The 22,406-nt window shown below is 40.9% G+C and carries 23 protein-coding genes; 11 read left to right on the top strand and 12 right to left on the bottom strand.

Annotated elements, in window-relative coordinates:
- Nucleotides 1-64 precede the first annotated feature (64 nt).
- Together OO007_RS17385 and OO007_RS17380 are read right to left on the bottom strand one after the other, a co-directional pair.
- The gene (locus OO007_RS17385) at nucleotides 65-985 is read right to left on the bottom strand and encodes a helix-turn-helix domain-containing protein (protein WP_325809749.1); all 921 of its coding nucleotides are present in this window, start codon (nucleotides 983-985) and stop codon (nucleotides 65-67) included.
- Nucleotides 972-1,172, bottom strand: a complete 201-nt coding sequence (locus tag OO007_RS17380; protein ID WP_325809748.1) for a hypothetical protein — start codon at nucleotides 1,170-1,172, stop codon at nucleotides 972-974. Before OO007_RS17380 ends, OO007_RS17385 begins: the two co-directional genes overlap by 14 nt.
- Nucleotides 1,173-1,257: 85 nt before the next feature.
- Here OO007_RS17380 and exaC point away from each other — a divergent pair, with 85 nt between their 5' ends.
- Entirely contained in the window at nucleotides 1,258-2,778 is a 1,521-nt protein-coding gene (exaC, locus tag OO007_RS17375) for an acetaldehyde dehydrogenase ExaC (protein ID WP_325809747.1), read from the top strand.
- Between the two features lie 243 nt (nucleotides 2,779-3,021).
- Here exaC and OO007_RS17370 read toward each other — a convergent pair whose 3' ends face one another.
- Nucleotides 3,022-3,501: a rhodanese-like domain-containing protein gene (locus OO007_RS17370; protein ID WP_325809746.1), complete on the bottom strand. Its 480-nt coding sequence runs from the start codon at nucleotides 3,499-3,501 to the stop codon at nucleotides 3,022-3,024.
- Between the two features lie 395 nt (nucleotides 3,502-3,896).
- Between OO007_RS17370 and OO007_RS17365 the strand changes: the two genes are divergently transcribed.
- The 5 genes from OO007_RS17365 (at nucleotide 3,897) to OO007_RS17345 (ending at nucleotide 11,645) form a co-directional block, all read left to right on the top strand.
- Nucleotides 3,897-4,742, top strand: coding sequence for a 5-bromo-4-chloroindolyl phosphate hydrolysis family protein (locus tag OO007_RS17365; RefSeq protein WP_325809745.1), 846 nt, complete (start codon nucleotides 3,897-3,899; stop codon nucleotides 4,740-4,742).
- 197 nt (nucleotides 4,743-4,939) lie between these two features.
- Nucleotides 4,940-6,142, top strand: coding sequence for a toxic anion resistance protein (locus OO007_RS17360; protein WP_131906405.1), 1,203 nt, complete (start codon nucleotides 4,940-4,942; stop codon nucleotides 6,140-6,142).
- A 67-nt stretch (nucleotides 6,143-6,209) separates the two neighbouring features.
- On the top strand, nucleotides 6,210-7,340 hold the full coding sequence (locus tag OO007_RS17355; protein ID WP_131906406.1) for an SPFH domain-containing protein: 1,131 nt from the start codon (nucleotides 6,210-6,212) through the stop codon (nucleotides 7,338-7,340).
- A gap of 216 nt (nucleotides 7,341-7,556) precedes the next feature.
- Nucleotides 7,557-8,786, top strand: a complete 1,230-nt coding sequence (locus OO007_RS17350) for a Trm112 family protein (RefSeq protein WP_325809744.1) — start codon at nucleotides 7,557-7,559, stop codon at nucleotides 8,784-8,786.
- A 237-nt stretch (nucleotides 8,787-9,023) separates the two neighbouring features.
- Nucleotides 9,024-11,645 carry an SRPBCC family protein gene (locus OO007_RS17345; protein ID WP_325809743.1) on the top strand — a complete coding sequence of 874 codons (2,622 nt, stop codon included), beginning with the start codon at nucleotides 9,024-9,026 and terminating at the stop codon, nucleotides 11,643-11,645.
- Between the two features lie 264 nt (nucleotides 11,646-11,909).
- On the opposite strand, the gene OO007_RS17340 is transcribed toward OO007_RS17345, so the two are convergent.
- The 5 genes from OO007_RS17340 to OO007_RS17320 form a co-directional block, all read right to left on the bottom strand.
- Nucleotides 11,910-12,386, bottom strand: a complete 477-nt coding sequence (locus tag OO007_RS17340; protein WP_325809742.1) for a phosphatase PAP2 family protein — start codon at nucleotides 12,384-12,386, stop codon at nucleotides 11,910-11,912.
- A gap of 22 nt (nucleotides 12,387-12,408) precedes the next feature.
- Nucleotides 12,409-13,611: a glycosyltransferase family 4 protein gene (locus OO007_RS17335; RefSeq protein WP_325809741.1), complete on the bottom strand. Its 1,203-nt coding sequence runs from the start codon at nucleotides 13,609-13,611 to the stop codon at nucleotides 12,409-12,411.
- 193 nt (nucleotides 13,612-13,804) lie between these two features.
- Nucleotides 13,805-14,617: an NAD(P)-binding domain-containing protein gene (locus tag OO007_RS17330; protein ID WP_325809740.1), complete on the bottom strand. Its 813-nt coding sequence runs from the start codon at nucleotides 14,615-14,617 to the stop codon at nucleotides 13,805-13,807.
- Between the two features lie 218 nt (nucleotides 14,618-14,835).
- Nucleotides 14,836-15,231 carry a Fur family transcriptional regulator gene (locus OO007_RS17325; protein ID WP_131906410.1) on the bottom strand — a complete coding sequence of 132 codons (396 nt, stop codon included), beginning with the start codon at nucleotides 15,229-15,231 and terminating at the stop codon, nucleotides 14,836-14,838.
- An 82-nt stretch (nucleotides 15,232-15,313) separates the two neighbouring features.
- The gene (locus tag OO007_RS17320; protein ID WP_325809739.1) at nucleotides 15,314-16,615 is read right to left on the bottom strand and encodes a DUF2325 domain-containing protein; all 1,302 of its coding nucleotides are present in this window, start codon (nucleotides 16,613-16,615) and stop codon (nucleotides 15,314-15,316) included.
- A gap of 118 nt (nucleotides 16,616-16,733) precedes the next feature.
- Between OO007_RS17320 and OO007_RS17315 the strand changes: the two genes are divergently transcribed.
- Nucleotides 16,734-16,973 carry a hypothetical protein gene (locus tag OO007_RS17315; protein WP_325809738.1) on the top strand — a complete coding sequence of 80 codons (240 nt, stop codon included), beginning with the start codon at nucleotides 16,734-16,736 and terminating at the stop codon, nucleotides 16,971-16,973.
- Between the two features lie 216 nt (nucleotides 16,974-17,189).
- Here the strand turns inward: OO007_RS17315 and OO007_RS17310 are convergent, their stop codons facing one another.
- The 4 genes from OO007_RS17310 to hemP form a co-directional block, all read right to left on the bottom strand.
- A complete protein-coding gene (locus OO007_RS17310; RefSeq protein WP_325809737.1) occupies nucleotides 17,190-17,522 on the bottom strand; it encodes a hypothetical protein in 333 nt (110 codons plus the stop codon).
- Nucleotides 17,523-17,546: 24 nt separating this feature from the next.
- Entirely contained in the window at nucleotides 17,547-17,720 is a 174-nt protein-coding gene (locus OO007_RS17305) for a hypothetical protein (RefSeq protein WP_325809736.1), read from the bottom strand.
- A 22-nt stretch (nucleotides 17,721-17,742) separates the two neighbouring features.
- Entirely contained in the window at nucleotides 17,743-18,123 is a 381-nt protein-coding gene (locus OO007_RS17300) for a hypothetical protein (protein ID WP_325809735.1), read from the bottom strand.
- 235 nt (nucleotides 18,124-18,358) lie between these two features.
- Nucleotides 18,359-18,544, bottom strand: coding sequence for a hemin uptake protein HemP (gene hemP / locus OO007_RS17295; protein ID WP_325809734.1), 186 nt, complete (start codon nucleotides 18,542-18,544; stop codon nucleotides 18,359-18,361).
- Between the two features lie 145 nt (nucleotides 18,545-18,689).
- Here hemP and fur point away from each other — a divergent pair, with 145 nt between their 5' ends.
- The 4 genes from fur (at nucleotide 18,690) to cydX (ending at nucleotide 22,405) form a co-directional block, all read left to right on the top strand.
- Nucleotides 18,690-19,094: a ferric iron uptake transcriptional regulator gene (gene fur / locus OO007_RS17290; protein ID WP_131906416.1), complete on the top strand. Its 405-nt coding sequence runs from the start codon at nucleotides 18,690-18,692 to the stop codon at nucleotides 19,092-19,094.
- A 423-nt stretch (nucleotides 19,095-19,517) separates the two neighbouring features.
- Entirely contained in the window at nucleotides 19,518-21,122 is a 1,605-nt protein-coding gene (locus OO007_RS17285) for a cytochrome ubiquinol oxidase subunit I (protein ID WP_325809733.1), read from the top strand.
- 8 nt (nucleotides 21,123-21,130) lie between these two features.
- Nucleotides 21,131-22,279: a cytochrome d ubiquinol oxidase subunit II gene (gene cydB / locus OO007_RS17280; protein ID WP_325809732.1), complete on the top strand. Its 1,149-nt coding sequence runs from the start codon at nucleotides 21,131-21,133 to the stop codon at nucleotides 22,277-22,279.
- Nucleotides 22,280-22,303: 24 nt separating this feature from the next.
- Nucleotides 22,304-22,405, top strand: coding sequence for a cytochrome bd-I oxidase subunit CydX (gene cydX, locus OO007_RS17275; RefSeq protein ID WP_022954336.1), 102 nt, complete (start codon nucleotides 22,304-22,306; stop codon nucleotides 22,403-22,405).
- Nucleotide 22,406 lies beyond the last annotated feature (1 nt).

Genomic DNA, 22,406 nt, shown 5'->3' with positions numbered 1-22,406 from the left:
ACTTTGAGGCACTTTTTTTACAAAAGTGCCTCAGATCTTTAAAAACTATGGAATTACTTTGGAGCTACGATAGAGACTTTATATCTTCTTCGTTACCTCGTTGTTTGTATTCCGTTGCGGTACAGCCAAAGAAGTTTTTAAAGCGATAACAAAAATGGCTGGGGTTATTAAAACCAAGATCATAACTAATCGCAGTTATCGACTCACCATCCCTAATTCTTTCTGCGGCGCGCTTCAAACGTAGCTGCTGCTGAAGTTCTACCGGCGAACAACCAAGCTTTTCTTTAAATTCCACATAAAGACGACTACGACTCATCCCTGCATGTCGACATAGTTGATCGATATCGAGCGGCTTGGATAAGGTGCTATTAATCCAGTCCAGCGCTGCAATCAAACTATTCGCCTCTGGATCTTTACTGCAATACGTCAGCAGAAAATCACGGGTTTTATGGCGTAGCATGCGAATGATTAATTCAGATACATTGAGATCAATCAGGGTATCCCGATCTGGGTGATTCTCAGTGAAAAGCTTAGTCAGTCTATTTAGCAGTCTTTGTGTTTCTGATGAGTGATGTGTATGCAGAATCGGACAGCCAAATTGCCAGTCATTGGCCGACTCCAGCATAGGTATTGAATCACTCAATCGCTGGCTCACACGGCTTACCTTATCTTTTGAAATCTCAACCGTTAAACAGGTTGTTGGCTGATCTCTTCTGGCATCAGGAAAGTCGATAGCCACTACTTCACCCGGCGCCATGATAAAGGATTCATGCGGTAAAAATTCCTGACCTTTTGGCTCATTGGGGGAATGCATGATTTTGCGTCCGGTCATCATGCCACAGAATAATAATTCGCCCGCATCTAAACGCACGCGTTTAGCGGATTCATAGGTATCGTAAATACTCACTTCAGAACTCGGACCGGCAAAGCTTATTCTATTTTCGATTAAGGTTCGCGGGGTCCTTAACCGTTTAAGTTGCTTCATCTCCATCGTGATCTCCTCTTAACTCACTGGATAAGAAAGAGTATAGCTGGTTTTCCTTAAAACTGGGCTTATCTGATGACACAACCACACTGGCAGGACTCACACTAAACCTTTTAGGATTTTCATATAAGTGTGGCATCGAATAATCACCTAATTTACATACCAGCAAATCTAACACAACGCTCATCGAGCGAAATTTGCCAAAAAACTAAGCAGTACAAAACAATAATAAACGCTTAGTCATAACTTTAAATAAAACAATGAGGATAACCATGATATACCCAGATCCAAATACCCCAGAATCCGAGATTCAATTCAAATCACGTTACGAAAACTATATTGGTGGCGAATGGGTTCCGCCGCAAAAAGGTCAATACTTTGAGAATGTTTCACCAGTCAATGGCAAGGTGTATTGTGAAGTTGCGCGCTCATCAGCTGAGGATATCGAGCTAGCATTAGATGCGGCTCATTCAGCGAAAGACGCATGGGGCAAAACGTCAGTGACTGAGCGTTCTAATATTTTATTAAAAATTGCCGACCGTATTGAAGAAAATCTGGAACTATTAGCCATTGCAGAAACCTATGACAACGGTAAAGGCATCCGTGAAACAATGGCAGCGGATGTGCCATTAGCGGCGGATCATTTTCGTTACTTCGCAGGTTGTATACGTGCGCAAGAAGGCGGTATCAGTGAATTAGATGAAACCACCGTTGCTTATCATTATCACGAGCCATTAGGTGTTGTTGGCCAGATCATCCCATGGAATTTTCCATTATTGATGGCTGCCTGGAAAATACCACCTGCATTAGCCGCAGGTAACTGCATCGTCCTTAAACCAGCAGAACAAACACCTTTATCGATTAGCCTATTGATGGAAATCATTGGTGATCTATTGCCTTCTGGTGTGTTGAATGTGGTTCAAGGCTTTGGTCAAGAGGCCGGACAAGCCTTGGCAACGTCAGAACGCATTTCAAAAATTGCATTCACGGGGTCGACGGCTGTCGGTCAACATATCTTGAAATGTGCGGCGGATTCTTTAATCCCATCTACTGTAGAGCTGGGTGGTAAATCTCCGAATATTTTCTTTGATGACATCATGAATCATGAAGACGCTTATCTGGAAAAATGTCTAGAAGGTGCTGCGTTGGCTTTCTTTAATCAAGGTGAAGTATGTACCTGTCCATCGCGTATTCTAGTGCAGGAAAACATCGCCGATGATTTTATCGAACGCCTCATCGCTAAATCGAAAACCATCAAACAAGGCAATCCACTGGATACCGACTCGCAGGTTGGCGCACAGGTTTCTAAAGAACAGTTCGATATTATCCTGAATTATATTGAAATCGGTAAAGCTGAAGGTGCTGAAGTACTCACAGGTGGTTGCGTGGCGTTAACGGATGATAGCCTCAACAAAGGTTTTTATATTGAGCCTACAGTTTTAAAAGGCACCAACGATATGCGCGTTTTCCAGGAAGAAATTTTTGGTCCGGTAATCAGTGTAACGACCTTTAAAGATGAAGCAGAAGCCATCGCGCTGGCAAATGATTCTGAGTACGGTCTGGGTGCAGGTTTATGGACACGCGACATGAATAAATCTTACCGCATGGGACGAGCTATTCAAGCGGGACGCGTTTGGACCAATTGTTATCACCTTTATCCTGCGCATGCGGCATTTGGCGGTTACAAGAAGTCAGGTATCGGGCGTGAGAACCATGGCATGATGTTGAATCACTACCAGCAAACTAAAAACTTGTTAGTGAGTTATAGCGAAGATCCGTTAGGATTCTTCTAGACCTTAAGTAATTCAATAAGTAATACATTATGTTTTACTAACGGTAGATTGAGCTTCTTTGGAGGCTCAATCTACATCACAACGCTTTATTTGTATTCAGTTTAAATGACTTAATCACCCCCCTACTTTGGGGCACTTTTTTTCGATGATGTATATGCTAGTTTCATTCACTTCATCATAACTACTGTGATTTGTGATTAGTCACTAGGCCTTATTTCTAGCTCTTATTTCTAGTTCTTATTTCTAGTCAGCATTATTAACCGCTAACTGATCGTTTCTAATTGGCGGATTAACAAACTCATCAACCCAGTCAGGGTCTACCACATCATTCGCTTTGTTGATTAAAGGCAAGTCCGCATCATTCCACCCTTTGATGCCTGTTTTTAAGGAAACTACTTTCTCATACCCCATCAATGTCATGGTCAACGCAGCCAATACACTGCGGTTTCCAGAACGACAGACAACGATAATGGGTTTCTTTCGGGCTTTGACTAAGTCAGGTTCGGTTTCAGCATAATCCCAGTCACAAGCTTGCTCCAGAATGCCTCTTGGCACATGCAATGAGTTTTCAATATAGCAACCATCAAATTCATCATCCTCCCGAATATCCAGCATCAAGGTATCGGGGTTTTTCGCCCTAAACTCTTCTACATCCCATGGAAAGATTTCTTCAATATGAGCGGTTAATGCATCATTCACTAATTGCTTGAATGTAAGTGCCATAACGCCACCTTAACTCTATAATTAAAACGACTTGAATTATAAAAAGAGATAAGCAATGAAAATAGATTCATAAATGGGTATATTTTCATTATTGTTTATTTTTAAATGAACTGTGTTCATGTTTTATTAACTAACTATCACGTAAACTAAATTTTAGCGTAATAATTGTTTTGTTTAGTGCCACGCTCTTGATAAACGCTTGTACAGGCACTATATAATCTATTAATAACCCGTTTATTAAACACTCTACTACTGGATATCGATGCCTTATCTTATTCAAAAAATTATCGGCTTTATTTTATTGTCAGCCACTGTTGGGCTGGTGTCTCTTCAAGTTCTGTTTCATCTGAGCTAAGCATTATTCAACACTCTTTCATCCAAAGACATTAGACATTATGACCAAAGCCACACGCTACGATCCTGAAAACCAGATTTTAAACACGGTAAAAACAGGTATTAAAGGCACCTTGCTATTTTTGATGCCTTTACCGGTTTTGATTGGTGCGATTATCCATCTACTCAAAGGCAATGTTTTTTCCAGCATTGTCGCTGGTGCATTATTTGCAGCATTTATGATTACAGCAGTGATCGCACGCCATGGCTTCAAACTTGAAAGCCGCTTCAAACAAAAGCGATTAGCGAAAGCACCCGGCATGCCGTTTAAGTCATTCGCTGCTTCACTCTTAGGCATAACCACTGGCTTAACCGCATTCATGCTTTCTGGTTATACTTTATTAGCCAGTATTCTGATTGGTTTTGTAGCGCTGATTGGTTTCTACCTCGCCTACGGTGTTGACCCGCGTCAGGATAAAACGGGTAATATTTCCTTAGGCGTTGATCCTGATGAAGTGTTTGAGGCGCTGGAAGCCGCCGAAGCAAAAATTGCTGTTATCGAAAACGCACGAAAAGACATTAAGAACATCAAATTCGATCAGCACCTTAGACGTATTATCGAAAAAGCACGCGACATTCTAAAACTCATCGAAGATGACCCTAAAGACTTATACCGCGCGCGTAAATTTTTAAAAGTCTATCTCGATGGCACTGCCAGAGTCACTGAAAGCTATGCAAAGACGCATGGCAAAGATGCTTCAACCGCCGAGTTAGATAAGAACTTTCAAGAAGTACTGGATTCGATTGAATCAACCTTCGAAGAGCAGCACAAAAAGCTGCTAGAAAATGATCAACTTGATCTTGATGTAAAAATAGAAGTATTAAAAACCCAGTTAAAACATATTTAGTCAAACCTAAACGGGCGAAATGCTACATAGCCATTAGGTACACGTAAAAAAACAGGAACAAATAAAAACGTAGAGAGATACAAAAACGTAAGGATAAAAAATAAAGAGCGTTAAAAAATGCTCACCTATCCACTCTATAACTAATTTTGCCAACGTTAACTGACTCACTAATTCAACGCTTATAAAGGAACCTTTTCATGTCTGAAACTACCACACAAACAGCTACATCGACCGACGTAGCGATTCTGCCAGGTACTGAAATCGCAGAATACAAAGAAATCTCAAAAGAGATCATCGCTTACAGTAAAGCTGACAGTGATGAGAAAAAAGACATCGATCAGTTAATTTCAGAGATTAATGTAGAAGATAGAAGCACCATTTTATTCTTCGGTAGTAAAGCACAGGAAGAGATGAGCACCATCTCTGAGAACATGCTAGAAGGCGTTCGTAATAAAGATTTAGGCAAAACCGGTGCACCACTTAATGACATGATTGCTACAATTCGTGGATTCGATATCGACGAACTGAACCCGAATAAAAAATTGGGGTTCTTTGCGCGTTTATTCGGCAAAGCAAAACCTGTATCTGTATTTTTAAGCAAGTACGAAGATGTCCGCAAACAAATCAATAACATCACGGACAAGATGGAAGAGCAAAAGACGCAATTGCTGACTGACATCATCTCGTTGGATAAACTATACGATGCGAACTTAGAGTACTTCCACAAGCTCGAGCTTTATATCGCAGCCGGTGATGAAAAACTTCGTATGATCGATGAAAATCAAATCCCTGAGTTAGCTAAAGCTGCCGAAGAAGATGCTGAAAATATGCTAGCTGCTCAAGCGGTCAGAGATTTACGCAGCGCGCGTGATGACCTTGAACGTAGACTACATGATTTGCGTTTAACCCGTCAGGTGGCAATGCAGAGTCTGCCAAGCATCCGTTTGGTTCAGGAAAACGACAAGACCTTAATCAATAAGGTTAACTCGACACTGATCAACACCGTGCCACTCTGGAAAAATCAGTTAGCACAGGCAGTTACCATTTTCCGCATGAGCGATACGGCAGAAACGGTTAAAAAAGCCACTGACCTGACGAACGATTTACTCGAAAGCAATGCGGATAACTTACGTACAGCAAATGCCGAAGTCCGTCAGCAAATGGAACGCGGTGTATTCGATATTGAATCAGTACGCAAAGCTAACACACAACTTATCGAAACCATCAACGACAGTTTGAAAATTGCTGAAGAAGGCAAAGCTAAACGTGCAGAAGCAGCGAAAGAACTCGTACACATGGAAGGTGAGTTACGCGCAGCTTTGGTTGCGGCGAAATCACGCGCTGATAACCCGGTAAATGAAGTTGCTGGTGAAGCAGCAAAAGCAATTACTAAAGGTTAATCACAGTCATTGCTCATCAAATTGAGATAAACTGTAAAACTAGACACACATAGCAAAGGGAATAAACATGGGAATCTGGGATAAGTTATTTGGCGAATTTGTCGATGTTATCGAATGGACTGACTCGAGTGTTGATACGATGGTTTATCGTTTTCAACGTTACGGCAACGAAATCAAATTCGGCGCAAAACTAACGGTACGCGAATCTCAAATCGCGGTATTTGTCAGTGAAGGTCAGATAGCAGACGTACTTGGCCCGGGTTTGTATGAACTTGAAACCAAAAACTTACCGATTCTGTCTACGCTTCAGCATTGGTATCATGGTTTTGAAAGCCCTTTCAAGGCTGAAGTTTATTTCTTTAATACGCGTCAGTTTGTCGACCTTAAATGGGGTACCAAAAACCCGATTATGATGCGCGACAAAGAATTCAATATGGTGCGTTTACGTACCTTTGGAACTTACAATATCCGTATTGATGACCCCGCAAAATTCATCACTGAAATCGTCGGCACTGATGGTCACTTTACCGTCGACGAAATCAGCAGTCAGTTACGCAACTTAATCGTGACGCGTTACACCGATATCCTTGGTAGCTCTGATATTCCGGTACTTGATCTTGCAGGTAATCAGGGGCAGTTAGGTGAATTACTCACTCAACGCATTGCGCCTGAATTTAAAGATTACGGGCTCGAACTGACTAAGGTTCTGGTTGAGAATATTTCCTTGCCGCCAGCGGTTGAAGAAGCACTCGATAAGCGTACCAGCATGGGTATGATCGGTAATCTGGATAAATACATCCAGTTTGGTGCAGCAGAATCAATGCAAAATGGTTCAACGGGCGGTGGTGCTGGTAGCGCCATTGAAATGGGACTAGGTTTTGCCATGGCGAATAAAATGGCAAACGATATGAATGCCCAGCCAACTGTTCCAATGCCAACACATACTACACAAGCGCATCCAGCCCCTGCTCCACCGCCATTACCTGATACCAACTGGCACGTAGCAATTGATAGAAAAGCAGCCGGACCGTTTGATCTTACTGAATTGCAACAGCTTGCGACCAATAGGCAAATTTCTCCTGGTACTTTGGCGTGGATAGATGGCATGGAAGAATGGAAATCGATCGAATCGATTCCTGCCCTAGAAGGTTTATTTGAAGAAGATAAAGCCGAGCCACCAGAGCTTCCTAATTCGTAAACTGATTATTCCTTAATAATATAAGTAATAAGATAAACATTAAGCCAAACGATTAGGCAAAACCATAACTACATAGCCACCCCCCCACTTATAGCCTGTTTTTTTTATATTTTGTTTGTATAAAAAAAGTGCTTATAAGTGGGGGGGTGTCACTAACCTTTTATTTCATGAGCTTTTCATGAAATTTACAAAAATCAGGCATGAGACTCGACAGTAGTGAGTAGTTTATTCGACAAGGAGCTGAAATTTACGCCCCTTAACACCACAGACGAAAAGAAAAACTTCGCGCGAGCCAAAGAAGACGCTCATGTCATTTCGCAAGCGCATTTTAGCTGTAAGAACTGTGGTTCAGATCTGGTCTACTCTCCTTCCTCACAGGATTTAGTATGCCGATCTTGCGGTCATCATTATCCTGTCGACACCAAAGTCGAACCCATCAAAGAATTCGATTTTAAACAGGCCTTAAAAGAACTCGATCGCCTGCAACATATTGATCCCAAAAACCAGGACGACGTCGCTGTTATTCAATGCCCTTCTTGTGGTGCAGAATTTAGCTTTAAACAGCATGAACACGCAGGCGAATGCCCCTATTGTGCGACTCCGGTTATTACCGATACCCGTTACGCACGCTTTATCGAGCCTAAGTCCTTACTGCCTTTTAAGTTTGAGAAAAAACAGGCCATTGCCATTTTTGATGAATGGATCGGCAGTCACTGGTTTGCCCCCTCTTCTTTAAAAAGCCACAGTAAGCGCGAAGAAAAACTCGTGGGGATTTATCTCCCTTACTGGACCTACGATAGCCAAACCTACAATCAATACCGTGGACAACGCGGCACCACCTATTATGATCGTCAGGTTTACTCCACAGTTGTTAATGGAAAACGTGTACAACGCGTCAGAACGGTTCCAAGAATTCGCTGGAAGCCTGTTGGTGGACAAGTCGATCTACATTTTGATGATGTCTTGATTGGTGCGTCCAAAACCCTACCCAGAACCATTATCGATCACCTACAGCCGTGGGATCTGGATAACCTGGTGCCTTATTCTGAAGAATATATCAGCGGCTTTCGCAGTGAAATCTATCAGGTTACTGTCGATCAGGGCTTTCTCCAGGCTGAAAACATTATGGAGCGTAAAATCAAGCAGTCGATACGTTACGACATTGGCGGCGACCATCAACGTATCTCTGCAGTTAATACGCAACATCAAGACACCACCTTCAAACACGTATTGCTACCTGTTTGGTCAGCGGCGTTTCAATACCGTGGTAAAACCTACCGCTATGTTATCAATGGTCGTAACGGCACCATTCAAGGTGAACGCCCTTATAGCTTTATCAAGATTGGGCTTGCGGTCATTACTGCAATCGCGGCTGCATTGGCATTGCTATACGTGATGGAAACGAACGGTGTATTCGAAAACATGAACCAATTTCAAAGTTTTTAATCAAAAGCGACGTCTTTAAAGCATATATTGCCCTGCACAAATTCACTGATTGCGAAAAAAAAATTGTGTGTTTAATATCCAAGAAACGCCCATTCTAAAGTTTGGTTTTACACCTGGTTTTAAGCTTGATTTTGATTATCGTTTTAAGTCCCGTTCTAAAGCAGATAGTTAAATTTAGCGCTTAGAAAACATGTGTTTCTGTGAATGGTATTTTTCGATGAGACAGGCGCTAATAACATGAAAATCAATAATCCTCAGAATGAGCTTTTAAAGCATCTAGAAAGCTGCAAACCCAATTGGAGCTTACCTCAAGCGTTTTATAATGATGAGAATATTTTTCAGGCTGATTTAGAAAACCTCTTTTATAGCGAATGGATTTTTATCGGACACGATTGCCAGATTCCGGATGTGGGAGACTTCTTCCGCTATGAAATTGGTGATTACGATATTATCGTTTTACGCACTGAAGACAATAGCGTCAAAGCCTTTCATAACACCTGCCGACATCGCGGTTCTCGCCTTTGCAAAGAAGATAAGGGGCAAAAATCCCAGTTAGTCTGTCCATACCATCAATGGACTTATGACCTTTCAGGCAAGTTGAAATATGCCAAAGATATGGGAGAAGATTTCAACCCTAACGACCATAAACTACATAGCGTAAATTGCGAAACCATTGAGGGTATCATTTATCTTTGCCTTAGCGATGATGCGCCTGAATTTGAGTCATTTAAAAAAACGGTTACTCCCTACCTTGAAAAGCATCGACTACACGATGCAAAGATCGTCCACGAAAGCAGCATTATCGAAGAAGGTAACTGGAAATTAGTCTTAGAAAATAATCGCGAATGTTACCATTGTGCCGGCAGTCATCCAGAACTCTGTCGTACTTATTCTGACGACCCTTCCTTCACAGGAATACCGGATGAATCCGACCCAACACTGGGCATGGTTCAAGAGCATTGGGATAAATGCGATACCTTGAATATTCCTGCAAAATTCCACCTGAGTGATGACGGACAATACCGCGTTACCCGAATGCCTTTACAGCATGAAGCTGAATCATTCACCATGGATGGCAAAGTAGCGTCTAAAAAATTAATGGTGGATTCCGCAGACAAAGAACTTGGAACGCTGTTATTTTTTCATTATCCAAATACCTGGAATCATTTTTTATCGGACCATAGCATCACCTTTTGTGTGACACCCTTAAGCACCAACAGAACCAAAGTAACCACAAGATGGCTGGTTCATAAAGACGCTGTAGAAGGCAAGGATTATGACCTAGAGACTCTAATCGCCGTATGGAAAGCGACTAACCAGCAAGATTTGGAACTGGTCGAAGAAAACCAGAAAGGGATTCGCTCACCTAATTACACGCCTGGTCCTTACTCTGTTGTTCAAGAAGATGGAGTCATTCAGTTTATCAACTGGTATCAGCAAATCAGCCAGCAAAAAGCATCTGCCGTACTCAATGCACATAGCTTAGATAAAACAGATAACACAGTACATAACGCAGATAACAAAATCGTCTATGTCGAAGATTTACCGCCCACCATTCCAGGTGAATTGACACCTGCCATCGACCTGGAAAAAGCAGTAAATGCCGCTAATACTCCAGCGACAGCCCCGATTAGCCCACAAGATTCAACACTTTTTGAGAATACGACGACACACCACGATAATTCAGCGATTGACCTGTTACAAAAAGCCAACCTGAAAAACTTTTCTAAAAAGTCCGAAGAAGATGAAGAAGATATCGAAAAGCCGAGTTTTGATCAGAACAAAATTCCCCACCTGTATTTAGACCAAAGCCAGCCGTGGGAAGCACAAAGCTCGATGTTAAAACTGATCAATATCGTGCCTGAAACGCATGATGTCATCACCTTCACTTTTCGTACGCACACCAATAACTGGTTTAGTTTCGCCCCGGGACAATTTATTACACTCGAATTGCCTATGCCCGGGGAAAAGATTTACCGCACCTATACCATTTCATCCAGCCCTTCCAGACCGCTATCTTTATCCATAACGGTTAAATTAAATCCAAACAGCATTGGCAGTAAATGGATGTTTGAAAACCTCAAACTAGGCATGGAGTTACGCGCCTTCGGCCCCGCTGGCGAATTTCATTTGTATAATCACGATGCGGATAAATACTGCTTTATTTCTGGCGGTAGCGGTATCACACCGATGTTATCGATGACCAAATACCTATTCGATCGTGGTGGTGAATTAGACATTAGTTTTATCCACTGCGCACGTAGTCCATCAAATATTATCGCCAAAGAACAGGTAGAAAGACTATCGACACGGTTTCTTAATTTCCAGATTGCATGGATTGTGGAAGACCGTGAACCCTTCCTTCCATGGACCGGATACACCGGACGCATTAACCAATTAATTCTTGAATTAACCACGCCTGACTTTTTCGAACGGGAAATTTATTGCTGTGGTCCTGCAATATTTATGCAAACGGTTCGTGATATTTTAATTGCTGCTGATTTTGACATGAGTCATTACCACGAAGAAAGCTTCGATATGCCAGTGCTGGAAGAAGAAAAAGTGGCACATGATGATGTCTTTCTGGATGAGTCTATAAAGACTACGGTGTCATTCTTAAACTCTGAGAGAACATTGCCTTCTAATCAGAAAATTACCCTATTAGAAACATCATTAGAAGCGGGTTTGAATATCCCGAGCGCGTGCCAGTTTGGTGTCTGCGGCACCTGTAAAGTGAAAAAGAAATCGGGTGATGTGCACATGGTGCATAACGGTGGCATTAGCGATAAGGAAGTCGATGATGGCTATATTCTGGCCTGTTGTTCCTACCCATTGAATGATGTGGAGATTCAGTACTAGCCTCAATTAAACGTGTGGTTTTTGGTTTAACTCACAAAACATTGAGAAAAAAACTCGCTATAAGTGGGGGGGGGGGTGCCTATATAACGCGACTAGTAATGATTTTTAGTCTTAGAATTCGCCTGTTATATGCATCCCCTGTTTTTATACCAACACACTTGAAGCTTGCCTCCTATATTGTGTCCTGATCACACTAAAGTTGGGACTAGTTTGCAATAGGCGCAGACCTTCCTTATCTTTAAGCACAAGGAAGCTAACATCTAATCAAAGAAGCATAAAACTCGCCATCGCAATACTACTACCTAGTGCAATTCCCGCTAATACATCGCTAGGATAGTGAAGCCCAAGAATCAAACGGGATAATCCAACAAGTACCGTAAACGGGACAACCAACCAATACCATTCCGGGAAATACTGTAATAAAACCGTAGTGAAACCAACCGCATGCATGGTGTGCCCCGAAGGAAAACTAAACTGATCTAACACCGCAACATTCTGCAGAATATTATCGTCAAAACGGTACGGTCGAACACGAAGTGTAGCTGATTTTAGACGGCGATAAATCAACAGTAAAACAATTGCCACAATCAGCATGTGCAGTGAAACTTTAGCCCCTTCAACACCATAGATAATGGGTAAAAGCGCGATCAGTACATACCAGAAAACGCCGTTTCCCAAGCGGCTGATCACTGCAAAAAAACGGTTGAATAAACGTTTATGGTTGAATTTATTAAAAAGCATACATAAAGGTATTTCGCTCTGGTTAAGTCGTTCTAAAAAGTTGATCACACTCTATTTCCTCCTCGATTAATTCACTTAAAATGACGTCGAACTTGTCGTAAATACTATTCCAGCTCAGTTCTTCTGCCTTTTCTCTTGCCTGCATTCCTAATTTTTTCATGTAGGATTTTGACGTGATGATTTCCACAACTGCCTGAATAAACCCCTCGTTGTCACCAAAGGGAACCGCAATACCATTGACCCCGTGGGTGATGTTTTCCTGAGTGGCGGCATAATTAAAGCTCACGGAAGGCAAATTACTCGCCATCGCTTCTATCAAAGTATTGCCAAAGGTTTCGCTCATACTGGGTGAAATGAATAAATCTGCCGACGCATAATGTCTGGCGAGCGCTTCTTTCTTTTTAACGCCACAGAAAATAAAGTCAGGGTTTTCAGTTTCAAGTGTTTGACGCATAGGGCCATCCCCCACCAGAATAAATCTGGCTTTTGGGTCTCTTGTTTTTATTGCCTGAAAAGCCTTTACTGCGAGCGGTAGATTTTTTTCAGCAGCCAGTCTGCCGACGAAAATGACGGCTAAATCATTCTCATTCATACCCCAGCTTTTGCGCAATGCATTGTCACGACGAGATGGATGGAAAAGTTCGGTGTCTACGCCCCGTGATAACACCCCGACATTGTCATAGCCCTGAGAATGCAATTCGTCTTGTAATACCCGCGTAGGAACAAGCGTAATATCGGTTTTATTATGAAAGCGACGCAGGTAACGACGCGTTAAACCCAGCAGAAAGCCAAGGTGATAATAACGGCAATACTGATCGAAATTAGTGTGAAATTCACTCACGACAGGAATGCCAAATTTATGCGCCACTTTAATGGCAGAAGCCCCTAAGGGACCTTCAGTCACAACCAATACGACATCGGGTAAGTTTTCACCCCACATCTTTTTTAAGGTGTGTTTTGCTGGTAGACCTACTTTTACTTCTTTGTAAAACGGCAGCTTAAAACCAGGTAGAAGGTATTCATGATCAGCAACGAGATCTGTATTCTCATTATGTTTGGTGGAAGAATAGTAGACATCAATTGCGTAGCCTTTTTGCTTCATTCCCTGAACCATATTGCCCAAGGTCAAAGCAACACCATTAATATCGGGTAGCCAGGTTTCTGTGACCACTGCTATTTTATAAGCACCTGAGTTAATGGGTAGATCTAAAACCGTTTCGTACATATAACCCCCTCTTTCCATTAGGGTGACTGTACTCATCGTTTGTTACGAGACTTTGTCAAATTCATGACAAATTAATGACTGATTGATTAAGGAATTATGACAAGTGTTTCTAAATGAACGCTATACCGATATGTCTTTTTAACAACTCAAAAATGTAACGATGTATTTGTTTCCTATTGTTTCCTATTGTTTTTTATTCATCACTCGCATCTAGTTTGGCTTTAATCATATCCAGAGTATCACTCCATTGCTTGAAAGCACCGCCCGCTTCCAGCTGATCTAAACCTGCTTTGGTATATGTACCTTCACGCGCGATTTCTCCCGCGAGTTCAGATAAGTCCTGTTGAGGTCTACCCAAGGCATAGTGCGCAGCTCCCAGGGTATTATGTAATACCATATTGCGCGCATCCTCTTCCTCGATACCATTTTTAATCAACCAATGATATTGCTCATCAAAGAATCGATACAACCAGCCATTCAAACAAGCCATTGCAGACGCTTCTTCAAATTGAGACTCCTGTTTGAATGCGATGGTTTTACCCAGTGAATCTGCCAACGCTTTGACTTCTGGTATGTCGGGATAAATCGGCACAAAACCTTGTGCATTTTCTGCCGCGACTACCGGTAAAATCAGCGCGAGTTTGTCAGGTAAATCAGCCTTATTTCTAACTTGATCCAGAGTTAAGCCCGCAACCGCCGAGACCACTATTTTATCTTTAGGAAAAACCAGCCCTTCCAGTAACTCGGTTAGTTGCCAAGGTCTAACGGCTAATAGAATCAAATCGGACTGATCAATCACACCTTGATTATCTTCTGCAACGATGCACTGCTGATTATCCGCGAGGTATTTAGCGCGTTCTGCATTTCTGGGGCTTACTATTACCTGACGTGTATCACCAGATCGTCTTAAACCGGTTACGGTGTACGTGGCTAAATGACCTGTGCCGAGGATACCCAGGCGTAGACGATTTGCTTGTTGATCTGTTTGTTGATTTGCTGATTTCATTAGTTATCTCGTGATTAATCTGTTTCTCTGGTTCACTAAAGCGTAAACCACTCTGTCGATAAAAACAGGAATAAATAATGATTAAATGAAAACCTTAAGCCACCCCCCTACTTATGGGGCATTTTTTATTGAGGACTTATTTTTTAAGTATGGCTTCAAGTGATTTAAGAAGGATTAAAACAATGTGAACTCAGGTCATTTTAATCGAAATATCCATTTTAATTGAAATATCCATAAAGAATAAATTTGTGATCAACCAAATCCAATCCATATTCTTCTGCGATTTCTTTTTGCCGTTTCTCAATGATTTCATCATGAAATTCAACAATCTTGCCTGTTCTTATATCAATCATGTGATCATGATTGTCTGCCGCACACAGCTCATACACCGCATTATCTGGAGAAAAGTGATGACTTTGTATTAAGCCTGATTTTTCAAACTGATTCACAACCCTGTAAATAGTGCCGAGTGATAACGGCGTCTTGTTGCGCTGTAATGCCATATAGATATCGTTAGTGCTTAGATGCTTTTTCTCCTGTGCTTCAAATATATCCAGAATAAGCATTCTTGGTTGAGTCTTTATCAGACCTGCTTTTTTTAACGACTTCATCATACCCTCAAACAGTAATAAATCTCATTTGCATCAAAGACAATGATAATGGTTATCATTTCTGTTTTCAAATACTTTATACCGTCTAATCCATGACCTCTGTCAGCCCCTTTGAGAAAGCAGACAAGCTTGCATGAGGAATGAACACCAGCTGTTTAGTATTATTTTGGCAATGGCGTTTAACGGCATTCATCGCGGTATGGCTGACACAATCTAAAGGACAAACAACAACATCTGCTTTTGAGACAATACTTGCTAATTTTTGGTGACCATCTTCTCGCCCACCGTCGTGGTGAATGAAGGCACCATTTTGTTGTTCTACTAATTGACGGAAGTGCGTGTATTGACTATTTCTTCCGCCGATATATAAAACACAACGGCCACACAAATCAGAATTAGTATTCGGGCATGCTTCACAACTATCGATTGCACCATCGGTTTGATTTAATAAACTTGCCAGAGTACTTTCAATACTGGTTTTTTCATCAGATAAGTGACTTAACTGTTGATTGAGCTCACGGTTTTTTTCTTGTTCTTGCATGGCAATTGCTTCCAATTCCTGATTGCTTTTATTGAGTCGCTCTACATTTGCTTGTGCATTTTCCAGCTCATCTTTCAATTGTTTAATTTCTTCTTCAAAACGGTGTATAAAAGGCGTGTCTTTAATACTATTCAGCTCTTCTTTTGCTTGTTGGTAGATACTTTTTTCTTGCTGAAGTTGGGACAACTCGGCTTTCAATTGTGTTAATTCTTTTTCTTTCTTATCCAGTTTTTTATTGTAAACGGCTTCATTGATGTCTATCTGATCTTGTAAGGCGTTATTACGTTTCTCTAGAATATGAAATTCACGTATATCGATTCGCGCGGTAGCACCTGATAGATGCGACAACATGTGGACCTTGCCATACACTTGATAAAGCGTCTCTTCTGTGGTGTCTGGATGCGTAAGCATCGCCCAGAAAGCACCTGCAATATCGCCGGTATTCACGGCATTATTCCATAGCGCTATTCTTTCATCTTCTGTTTTTGTTTTGGAAAAATACAAGATATTGATCTTATATTTTTTATCTAATAACTTATTTACCAGATTACTGACATAACATTTAGCATCTAATGCTTGTAAGAATGAAACGTGTATACAGTAATCGTCCCAGGAATTGATGTCCTTAATATTCGCTTTATTCCCAATTTGGCGTAATTCTTTCAACGTTAAACAGGTACCTAAAGCAGCACAATGAAAACGTGTACTTAATTCCCAAAACTTCAAACGAGATCCGCGTTTAGTCGCTTTCTTTTTAAGGTCAGGAATAGGTAATGTCGAAAGCGATGCAGATGTAACAGTAGAACCAGTTGTAAGCGATGTTTTATTAGAGGGTATTTGGCACATAACAAACCTGTAAGTCTTAAGTGAAAATCAGAATATTGCTTCTTGTAAATATAAACGATAATCATTATCATTAAAAGCCTAATCTAATGTTTTTACTTAAATTTATACTGAGGCGATTATGACTGTATTAGCTAAAACACAAAAAATAGAAATACTTCAAAAACAAGACGTTGTAGATTTAGAGCATGATGTTACTTTAAAACTTGAGATTAAAAGAAGCACCCTGAAACGACTACTGGAAACAAAACAGGTTTGCGCCAGTGATTTTCGTTGTATGGATTGCATTACCAAACGAAATATTCAGGAATTGTGTTTGGAAACATGCCTAAAATGCTTGGCGCATTCATCTAATAACTAACCCAAATCATCCTAAGCAATATAAGGATGTAACAGTTAAAACCTTAACTGCCACCCCTACTTTGAAGCCTTTTTTTATGATCTGGTCTGCTCTCTAACCACTCTATTTTATTAGTATAGATATCGGCTTATAGAGAGCAGTCCTAGAGCATAAAAAAGCAGATGCAATCTTGCTGCGATCTAACACTAAACCAAGCGAAGCCAATGAATGACTTGATTAATCTCTCTGGTGATTTATTTTATGCGGATCACTTTTACCGCCATCAAAACAGACCAGTATATCTTTAGCCAAAAAATGTCCGCTTTTCTCAAATTGCGCTTCTGAGGACAAAGAAGTAACAACGGATAAAAAAGGCCCCCTCATGGATTTTTGAATCAACTGTGTATTGATCTCACGCAGGTTTTTCTGTTTTTGGCGAAGAATGTACTTAATGACATTGAGCTCTTTATTCAACTCATTCACTTCTGTCGATAAAAGCATCTGTTCATCTGTCAATTTTTTGAGCAATGGGTCGCTGTACTTCTGACGTTTCTGGTTATTTATATTCACTTCTCACACCTTTGTTAGATTTTGTTAGATTTTGTTAACCTCTGTTACCTCGATTGATATTTTAAGAGGCTCATCTATCTCTATTCCCTGATCCACTAATTGATTTAATAAATTCGGCTCTGTCCAGGCAAGTAAATGGCTCTCTGCCATCAACAGCATTTCTAGTTCACTGTTATAACAATCGCATTTTTGATTCATCGTTCAATCTCGACCTACAACACTAACGTGCTGCTGCTTGAAGGGTCGATATCGGGATTATCTGCTTAGAAGTTTTAGCTTTTTGAATAGCTATTTGATTAGGAAATTTAGTCACAGCTTTGGGGGCACGTCTTTTCAAACCACCTTGTAACTCTGCCAACTGGATTTTAATGCGTTCATTTGACTGGATGGCCAACAATTCAGCAATGACTGTTAGCTGGTGATCACTATCCGTGTTTTGAAAATCATCGATACACAGATCACCGCTTTCGAATAATTGATTTACCTTATCCTCATTGAAATGCAACAACACATCATCATCAAATTTATTGTGAATCGAAATAAAAGGGTGACTGCAGTCTAGCCAGGCATTGATATACACATTCATGCTTAAAAAATTCATATTTACGCTCTCTATTATGTTTAGATCTATATTATGTTTAGATCTATACTATTTTTAGATCTGTACTGAGATTGATTTCGATAAAAAGCTTAGAGTGAAAAAAGCTAAAGCTCGTTATCGATCATCAATCTCACCTAAGACTGATTGAGTAAAAAAGATCTGGCTAGCACGAGACGGGGTAGAACACGTATTGGCTTGAACATAAAAAACATAACTAACACTTACCAAAGAAAAGTTATGTCTCTTTGAGGAACACTTTGTACTGCTTGGGTAATAATGATTGTTCAGCAGCAGTCAGGATTAATTTTCCTCGTCTGGTAATTGATAACAAATACTGCTTATCAGCATGACGGAGGATGGCTTTTTTATTGCCATTCAAGATTTTACTAACATCTATCTGATTCATATCTTCTGAAACCATTTTATTCACTAGTTGTTAACTCTAAATACAAATGATAACGATTATCATTACTATTGCAACTCTTTTTTTCTTTATGGTAACTTCCGCAGACAACCCTCATAAGATAAACTCTCGGTTTTTCTGTTGTGGTGAAGGTAATAACATCGTGAATAAAAATGATATTAAAGAGGCTGGTTTCAGGGTTACAAGACCCAGAGTAGAAATATTGAAGCTTCTTGAAACTTCAGAAAAACAGCATTACGGCGCAGAAGAAATTTATCAGGAGTTACTCAGCCAGGGAATCAAAGTGGGGATTGCAACGGTCTACCGCGTACTGACCCAATTTGTTGAAGCTGGGCTGGTGATCAAACACAATTTTGAAGGTGATCAATGTGTTTTTGAGTTAGACACTGGTGAACATCATGATCATATGGTTGATATGAAAACAGGTAAGATCATTGAGTTTCATGATGAGATTATCGAACAAAGACAAAGAGAAATTGCTGAAGAGCATGGCTTCGTGCTGATGGAACACTCGCTAACTCTTTATGGTGAATTTAAGGAGAAGTAACTCTTTTGATTGTATAAATTTACACCCCCCTACTTACGGGCAGTTTTTTCTGGAACGCATGCCTGATATTTAATGATGCTTTCATTCAGATCCATTCTTTTCTAGATACCTTCTTTAATAAATACGTTATTTGTTAGTAATACCTCTATTGCTACTTACGTTATTTTATCTAAATACGCGCCAACATCCCCTACTCTTCCCTCCTTTAAAATAGTTCTCATAACACTTTTTTTCTGCTGGTTTAAAGTGGCTCCCACACTATTTTTAATTTTTCTTGATAAATGTTAGTTTTTTTATGAAAAAAAATAGATCGCTTTGTGAATTATCAAAGACACCCCTTATGATACCGACTTTAATTAGCGCTTTCTTATTTACTAATACTTAATAATTTACTAACACTTCATACACGAGAGCATACTTATCATGATTCCAGAAGAAGTCGTCGATATATCGCGTTTGCAGTTCGCAACAGTCGCTTTATATCATTTTATATTTGTACCATTAACCCTGGGAATGACATTCATACTGGCCATTATGGAATCAGTCTATGTGATGACCGGTAAACAGATTTACAAGGACATGGTGATGTTCTGGGGTAAATTATTCGGCATTAACTTTGCCTTAGGTGTTGCCACAGGTTTGACCATGGAGTTCCAATTCGGCACCAACTGGTCGTACTATTCGCATTATGTGGGGGATATTTTCGGTGCCCCGCTAGCGATTGAAGGTTTGATGGCATTCTTTCTGGAATCAACCTTTGTCGGCATATTCTTCTTTGGCTGGGATCGTTTAAGCAAAGTCTCTCATTTAACCGTAACCTGGTTAATGGCTCTTGGAACTAACTTTTCGGCGCTGTGGATTTTAATCGCTAATGGCTGGATGCAAAATCCGGTTGGTGCAGAATTCAATATCGAAACCATGCGCATGGAAATGACCAGCTTTTCAGAGGTTTTATTCAACCCTGTTGCACAGGTGAAGTTTATTCATACGGTTTCAGCGGGTTATGTCGCTGGTTCTATGTTTGTCTTAAGTATCAGTGCCTGGTATTTGATAAAGAAACGTGATGTTGGCTTTGCCAAGCGTTCTTTTGCCATCGCAGCAGGCTTCGGTTTAGCTTCCATTTTATCCGTTATTTTACTCGGTGATGAAAGTGGCTATGAAACGGGCGAGTTACAAAAAGCAAAACTCGCGGCCATTGAAGCCGAGTGGGAAACAGAACCCGCACCCGCTGCGTTTACCTTATTCGGATTCCCTGATCAGGACGCACAGGAAACACATAATGCGGTGAAAATCCCTTACGCTTTAGGCATTATCGCCACCCGCTCTCTCGATGAAGAAGTGAAAGGCTTAAAGGATATTATTGCTGAAAATGAAGACCGTATCCGTAACAGTAAACATACTTATGCGCTGTTCGAAAAAGTGCGTAAAGGTGAAGCATCAGCAGTTGAAAAAGAAAGCTTTAATGAATCTAAAGGTGAGCTTGGTTATGCCCTGCACTTAAAGCAGTTTGCACCGAATGTTGTGGATGCAACTGAAGAGCAAATCAAAGCGGCAGCTAAAGACACCATCCCACATGTTGCACCCATTTTCTGGTCTTTCCGTATTATGGTCGCAGCAGGTTTTACCATGCTTTTAGTATTTGGTCTGGCATTTATCTTTACTGCACGACGTACTGTTTTCACTAAGCGCTGGTTCCTATGGGTGTCATTCCTCAGTTTACCGCTGCCCTGGGTAGCTATCGAGACTGGTTGGTTCGTTGCCGAGTATGGCCGTCAACCATGGGCTGTGGGTGAGATTTTACCAACGTCTATGGCGGTATCTTCACTTACTTATAACGATGTTCTCTATAGTTTAATTGGCTTCGTGGTTTTCTACACCATTCTATTGGTGATCGAAGTATACCTTATGCAAAAGTTTGCACGTTTAGGTCCAAGTAGCTTACATACTGGTCGTTACTACCACGAAAAAGAAGGTGGAAAAATGTATCACGCACCGCATTCATCAACCCCAGAAGCTGAGTTGTTATAAGGAGAACTATGATGGAATTTATCGATTACACAACGCTTAAAATGGTCTGGTGGTTACTCGTTGGCATACTCTGGCTAGGCTTTGCAATGACAGAAGGCTTTGATATGGGCGTCGGCATGTTATTACCCTTCGTAGGCAAAACAGACGAAGAACGCCGTGTTGCCATCAATGCTGTTGCCCCGCATTGGGATGGCAATCAAGTATGGTTAATACTGGCTGCTGGCGCGATTTTTGCGGCATGGCCGATTGTTTATGCGACCACTTTTTCAGGGTTTTATCTGGCATTAATGCTAATGCTATTTTCTCTGTTCTTTAGACCGGTAGGATTTGATTACCGCTCTAAGCTTGAGAACAAAAAATGGCGCAGTACCTGGGATTGGGGTTTATTCATTTCGGGAATCGTTCCACCATTAATTTTGGGCGTTGCATTTGGCAACCTGTTTTTAGGAGTGCCTTTTCACTATGACGATTATTTACGTTCATTCTATGACGGAAACTTTTTCGGTCTATTACATCCGTTTGCTGTGCTTTCTGGTTTACTCGCTATCTCAATGTTTGTGATGCACGGTGGTGCATATCTTATGATGCGTTGTGGAGACGAAGTCTATAACCGTACCCGCACTTACACACAATTTGCGGCGATCGCTGTGATCGCACTGTTTGCTATTGAAGGTTTGTGGTTGTGGACGAGTATTGATGGTTATGCTCTAACCAGCGAAATCAATACCGGAGCACCTGCGAATCCATTGGGTAAAACTGTGGAAATCTTTGAAGGTGCATGGCTAACAAATTACACTGAATATCCACTTACCATGATCGCGCCAATTGTTGGTTTTGTAGCAGCATTCGGAGCATTTTTATCGGCTCGCGCACGTAAAGCCGGTATAGCTTTTGCCATGACTACAATGAGCATGTTTGGGATAATCTTGACGGGTGCATTTTCACTGTTCCCTTTCATTCTTCCATCAAGCGTTAACCCCAGTCATAGCTTAACGATTTGGGATGCCGCTTCCAGTGAATTAACCTTATCAATCATGTTATTTGCAACCCTATTATTCGTACCCATTATTTTGATTTACACCGTTTGGTGTTACGTAAAACTTTGGGGTAAATACAGTGTTGAAGACATTCGTGCAAAACAGCACAGCCTTTATTAATAAAAGTACAAATAGGAGAAAATTATGTGGTATTTTGCCTGGATTCTTGGTGTTTTACTGGCTTGTGCTTTTGGCATCATTAACGTCATGTGGCTTGAGTTAAATGGCCTCGATGAAGATGAATAAA

The sequence above is a fragment of the Cocleimonas sp. KMM 6892 genome (assembly GCF_035798195.1).
GTDB classification, from domain to species: domain Bacteria; phylum Pseudomonadota; class Gammaproteobacteria; order Thiotrichales; family Thiotrichaceae; genus Cocleimonas; species Cocleimonas flava.
This window is presented reverse-complemented; position numbering and strand designations above follow the sequence as displayed.

Coding starts and splice junctions, on each gene's coding strand:
- OO007_RS17340 (WP_325809742.1), bottom strand. CDS start 12,386: ATGCTTTTTAATAAATTCAACCATAAACGTTTATTCAACCGTTTTTTT.
- OO007_RS17365 (WP_325809745.1), top strand. CDS start 3,897: ATGACCAAAGCCACACGCTACGATCCTGAAAACCAGATTTTAAACACG.
- OO007_RS17300 (WP_325809735.1), bottom strand. CDS start 18,123: ATGAATTTTTTAAGCATGAATGTGTATATCAATGCCTGGCTAGACTGC.
- OO007_RS17355 (WP_131906406.1), top strand. CDS start 6,210: ATGGGAATCTGGGATAAGTTATTTGGCGAATTTGTCGATGTTATCGAA.
- OO007_RS17345 (WP_325809743.1), top strand. CDS start 9,024: ATGAAAATCAATAATCCTCAGAATGAGCTTTTAAAGCATCTAGAAAGC.
- OO007_RS17380 (WP_325809748.1), bottom strand. CDS start 1,172: ATGAGCGTTGTGTTAGATTTGCTGGTATGTAAATTAGGTGATTATTCG.
- OO007_RS17330 (WP_325809740.1), bottom strand. CDS start 14,617: ATGAAATCAGCAAATCAACAAACAGATCAACAAGCAAATCGTCTACGC.
- hemP (WP_325809734.1), bottom strand. CDS start 18,544: ATGGTTTCAGAAGATATGAATCAGATAGATGTTAGTAAAATCTTGAAT.
- OO007_RS17370 (WP_325809746.1), bottom strand. CDS start 3,501: ATGGCACTTACATTCAAGCAATTAGTGAATGATGCATTAACCGCTCAT.
- cydX (WP_022954336.1), top strand. CDS start 22,304: ATGTGGTATTTTGCCTGGATTCTTGGTGTTTTACTGGCTTGTGCTTTT.
- cydB (WP_325809732.1), top strand. CDS start 21,131: ATGATGGAATTTATCGATTACACAACGCTTAAAATGGTCTGGTGGTTA.
- exaC (WP_325809747.1), top strand. CDS start 1,258: ATGATATACCCAGATCCAAATACCCCAGAATCCGAGATTCAATTCAAA.
- OO007_RS17385 (WP_325809749.1), bottom strand. CDS start 985: ATGAAGCAACTTAAACGGTTAAGGACCCCGCGAACCTTAATCGAAAAT.
- OO007_RS17320 (WP_325809739.1), bottom strand. CDS start 16,615: ATGTGCCAAATACCCTCTAATAAAACATCGCTTACAACTGGTTCTACT.
- OO007_RS17335 (WP_325809741.1), bottom strand. CDS start 13,611: ATGTACGAAACGGTTTTAGATCTACCCATTAACTCAGGTGCTTATAAA.
- OO007_RS17305 (WP_325809736.1), bottom strand. CDS start 17,720: ATGAATCAAAAATGCGATTGTTATAACAGTGAACTAGAAATGCTGTTG.
- OO007_RS17360 (WP_131906405.1), top strand. CDS start 4,940: ATGTCTGAAACTACCACACAAACAGCTACATCGACCGACGTAGCGATT.
- OO007_RS17325 (WP_131906410.1), bottom strand. CDS start 15,231: ATGATGAAGTCGTTAAAAAAAGCAGGTCTGATAAAGACTCAACCAAGA.
- OO007_RS17315 (WP_325809738.1), top strand. CDS start 16,734: ATGACTGTATTAGCTAAAACACAAAAAATAGAAATACTTCAAAAACAA.
- OO007_RS17285 (WP_325809733.1), top strand. CDS start 19,518: ATGATTCCAGAAGAAGTCGTCGATATATCGCGTTTGCAGTTCGCAACA.